Source organism: Microcoleus sp. OTE_8_concoct_300 (assembly GCF_031383065.1).
Lineage (GTDB): Bacteria > Cyanobacteriota > Cyanobacteriia > Cyanobacteriales > Microcoleaceae > Microcoleus.
This window is the reverse complement of record NZ_JANMZH010000633.1, coordinates 1-3,526: the sequence shown is the minus strand read 5'-3', so window position 1 is coordinate 3,526 and position 3,526 is coordinate 1. Positions and strand designations below refer to the sequence as shown.

The following is a 3,526-nucleotide window of genomic DNA, read 5'->3' as shown; positions in this document are numbered from 1 at the left end:
TGGGAGGCTCAATTGAGCAAAATACTATGCGTACAGGATTGGAAGATTGGAAGCGGTAATTGTCCCGTTGAAAGTGCAATACAAAAGTACACTCCCGTTAACCAATCCCAAGGCGGTAGTAAATCAAAAATATAAAGCCGTGCCAGAAGCACGGGGTTTCTACCCATTTTTTCTGATGAATATTGTTTCTGTTTTACAAGTTATCTGGTCTTTGTCTGCTTTAGGACTTGTGGTTTTTGTGTTGCTGCACAGTCCTAAAGGCGATGGCATTGGAGGGATTGGCGGACAAGCTCAATTGTTTACTAGCGCCAAGAGTGCAGAAACGAGTCTGAACCGCATTACTTGGGGTCTGTCTATTGTTTTTATGGGTTTGACTGTGATTTTGAGTGCTGGTTGGTTGACCCCTAAGTTATAAGCTTCGGATTTTTAACCGCAGATGAACGCAGATAGACGCAGATAATATCAAGTTCATCTGCGTTTATTTTCGTCTATCTGCGGTTGCAAAAATGCGGTTGTGGAAAGTTACGGTAAAACCTCGATTGCTGGCTGGTTTGGGATTGGCTTTATGTTGTTTTAGCCTGATAATTTTTAGTCAGGTTAATACTCGGGCTGCAAGTCTTTCTCCTCTCCCGAATAGTTTGCCGAATCCACAGGTTCACCCTTTGCCACCAACGCTGACCAATTGGCAAGATTCCACGGATAGCGGTGATTATTTTGACCAGGTTAAGCCACCGAGTTTCGGTCATTTGCTGTGGTCGAAGTTTCCGATTCAGGTTTATGTTGAGCGTCCCGTTGATGCTAATAAGTCTGAAGAATGGCTGGCGGCTGTGTTGGATGTTGTCCGGGAATGGGGGGTTTATTTGCCTTTGGAAGTGGTGGATAGTTCGGAGGTGGCTGATATTAGGATTTTACGTCGGGCTCCGCCTTTGCGTCAAGGGGTGTTGCGATCGCGCTCTGGAGAGGCTACCTATGAATTGTACACCCGTCGGGATGCGGATAAAACTGTCTTATCTCATCGGTTTTCGGTTTATTTGAATCCGAATCAAGTGGGTAAGTATGTTCCAGCGACGGCGCGGCACGAGTTGGGTCACGCTTTGGGAATTTGGGGCCACAGTTTGATGGAAACTGATGTGCTTTATTTTTCTCAGGTGAGAAATCCCCCGCCTATTTCTGCGAGGGATGTTAATACTTTGAAGCGGGTTTATGAACAGCAAACTCGGTTGGGGTGGGAATTGCAGAGACTCGGCGATTGAAATCGCATCTACACAAACGAAGTCCGGATGCTGCCCGGACTCGAAAAACATAATATAGCAATCCTTGCAGGAGTCGTAAATTTTTTACCCCACCCCAACCCTCCCCGAACTCGCGGTCCGGGAGTAAGAAATTCACAAATGATTTAGGATTGCTATAGTTAATAGGGAATATCAGAAAAATGAAAGATGAATGTTTTGGAATTGTGCCGATTTTTTCGACTGAAGCTGACCCTTTGTTTCTGTTAATTCAACATCAAGCCGGACATTGGGCGTTTCCCAAAGGTCACGCCAATCCGGGGGAATCTCCAGCGGAAACGGCTAGGCGGGAATTTCAGGAGGAAACTGGTATATCCGATTTTGAAATGCTGGATGAGCCGAGTTTTACAGAACATTATTCTTTTGTTAAAGATGGGGAGCCGATTGAAAAAACGGTGACATACTTTTTAGGCTTTGTCAATTCGAGGGAAGTTGTTTTGCAAGTGGAGGAAATCCAAAATTCTGCTTGGGTTTCTTTTGAGGAAGCTGTTAAGCTGATTACTTTTGATGCCAACCGCCTCATGTTCGCAGAAGTTAAGGCATATTTGGATAGCCGGAAGTTAAAAGTCGGCGGTTGAAACCTATCCTATACAAAGGAAGTCTCTCTCTAAGAGACTAAGAAAATAGACCTCTTGCAAAAATAAATACGACGGGCAAGATGCCCATCCCACAAAAAAAATAACTCTTGTGGGATGGGCATCTTGCCCGTCCCATCAATTGATGAAAAGGATTTTTGCAAGAGGTCTAATATAAGACGGATTTGGTATAAGTTCGGATAGAAAAACCCGGTAACTTTTGCGATACCGGGTTTTTTAAGTGTCAGATTGTGTGGGCGAATCCTGCCGCCAATCTGAGGTTATTTGTTAGTTTTCTGGGTATCGGCGTGGTGTTGCAAGCGAGAGACAACGTTGTAGGCGTCGGGGCCGGGAGTATCGTGTTCGCCAGAGCCGTCGATGGGGCCGTCAATGGCTTTCCAACCAGGAATTCCGCCTTTTAGTTCGGCTACTTTTTGAAAGCCTGCTGCGCGGAGAAGATTGGCAGCTTCGGCGGTTTGTTGGTCGTTTTCGCCGTAGATGTAGATGTCGCGGACGGGTTCTAGGCTGGCTTTTGCTCGTTCTACTAAGTCTTCCATTGGCATCATTACGGCGCCAGTAATGTGGCTTTTGCCGAAGCTTTCAACATCACGAGCGTCGATGATTGTGAGTCCGGGTTCGCCCCAATCTAAACGGGCTTTGAGGTCGTGGCTAGATGCTTGAGCTTTTAAACCGGGAGGGGTGGGAGTAATGTCTGGAAGTTTTTCTTTGATGTCGGAAATTTGGTCGGGAATATTTTTCATTGGTAAAGCGTTGTTGAATGTTTTGATTGCTATTGCAATGTAACAAGATGTGTAGGTTGAATTCGTCTTTCTAAAGGCTGAATCTGGCATTGAACTAAAGTCGCAGTTAAGCTGGGTTGCGGCTGGTTGACTAAGGTTGGGATCGCTACATTTGTTGAGTTTGCTAACTCGTCCCCAGCCCCGATCGCGATTGTTTTGATTGAATAGTGCGATCGCTCGTATTTGCTGCGGATAATTTGAAGTGGGATAATTTATCCAACATTATATTATATCTATTCACAAGTTTTTAGTCAATCGTCATATTTTTTATGATCGAATTTTACTGTCCTAATGAGTGACAAAATTATGTAAAAATGAAATCTGTATAAGTTATTCGCAGGTTCGCCGACGTGCTTGGGGAAAAGTTTAAATGTTTCCCAGCAAGGTTTCTGGTAAAATTTGATAGTTGATAGTAAAAACAAGTATTTAAAGCTATGGATATGTCAGAGAAAGATGAAATTGTGGTGTCTCAAACTAGGACACCCGAAGAGCAAGCGCTTTGGGATGCTAAGGCGAAAGTTCGGGTACTGCTGAATTTGTGGGATTTGGGCGGCGGGAAGATGAGGGTAAAAAAGGGGGATTTGACTAAGCGGATTGTTCGCACTAATGAGACGAGTCAGAGATATGTGGGAGTTCTGGGCGAGTTGCAGGAATCTGGGGCGATCGAGTATTCGCTGGTAAATCGGGTGACGATGGTGGAATTGAGCGCTAAGGGGAAAGAAGTTTTAGCGCAGGGGCTCAAAAGTAAGGATTCTCTGTTTGAGTTTGATGGTTCTCAAATTGGTACTCGGCTGGGAAATTCTTTGTTGAAGTGGATTCGGCATCAGGATGGTGCGGCGAGTGTTGCGGTTGAGAAAGGGAA

At 45.0% G+C, this 3,526-nt stretch carries 4 protein-coding genes and 1 pseudogene; 4 read left to right on the top strand and 1 reads right to left on the bottom strand.

What is annotated here, in order from left to right; genetic code table 11:
• The first annotated feature begins 175 nt into the window (after window positions 1–175).
• The 3 genes from secG (at window position 176) to ACUVJL_RS28845 (ending at window position 1,867) form a co-directional block, all read left to right on the top strand.
• Window positions 176–415, top strand: a complete 240-nt coding sequence (gene secG, locus ACUVJL_RS28855; RefSeq protein WP_332957461.1) for a preprotein translocase subunit SecG — start codon at window positions 176–178, stop codon at window positions 413–415.
• A gap of 91 nt (window positions 416–506) precedes the next feature.
• Window positions 507–1,253: a peptidase gene (locus ACUVJL_RS28850; RefSeq protein WP_445248984.1), complete on the top strand. Its 747-nt coding sequence runs from the start codon at window positions 507–509 to the stop codon at window positions 1,251–1,253.
• 179 nt (window positions 1,254–1,432) lie between these two features.
• Window positions 1,433–1,867, top strand: coding sequence for a bis(5'-nucleosyl)-tetraphosphatase (locus tag ACUVJL_RS28845; RefSeq protein WP_445248983.1), 435 nt, complete (start codon window positions 1,433–1,435; stop codon window positions 1,865–1,867).
• Between the two features lie 278 nt (window positions 1,868–2,145).
• Here ACUVJL_RS28845 and ACUVJL_RS28840 read toward each other — a convergent pair whose 3' ends face one another.
• Entirely contained in the window at window positions 2,146–2,715 is a 570-nt protein-coding gene (locus tag ACUVJL_RS28840) for a rhodanese-like domain-containing protein (protein WP_445248982.1), read from the bottom strand.
• Window positions 2,716–3,104: 389 nt separating this feature from the next.
• Between ACUVJL_RS28840 and ACUVJL_RS28835 the strand changes: the two are divergent.
• Window positions 3,105–3,526: pseudogene (locus ACUVJL_RS28835) on the top strand (hypothetical protein); the annotation flags it as partial.

What these genes read in the sequence shown, in the direction of transcription:
- secG (WP_332957461.1), top strand. Translation starts at nt 176, where the DNA reads ATGAATATTGTTTCTGTTTTACAAGTTATCTGGTCTTTGTCTGCTTTA.
- ACUVJL_RS28850 (WP_445248984.1), top strand. Translation starts at nt 507, where the DNA reads ATGCGGTTGTGGAAAGTTACGGTAAAACCTCGATTGCTGGCTGGTTTG.
- ACUVJL_RS28845 (WP_445248983.1), top strand. Translation starts at nt 1,433, where the DNA reads ATGAAAGATGAATGTTTTGGAATTGTGCCGATTTTTTCGACTGAAGCT.
- ACUVJL_RS28840 (WP_445248982.1), bottom strand. Translation starts at nt 2,715, where the DNA reads ATGCCAGATTCAGCCTTTAGAAAGACGAATTCAACCTACACATCTTGT.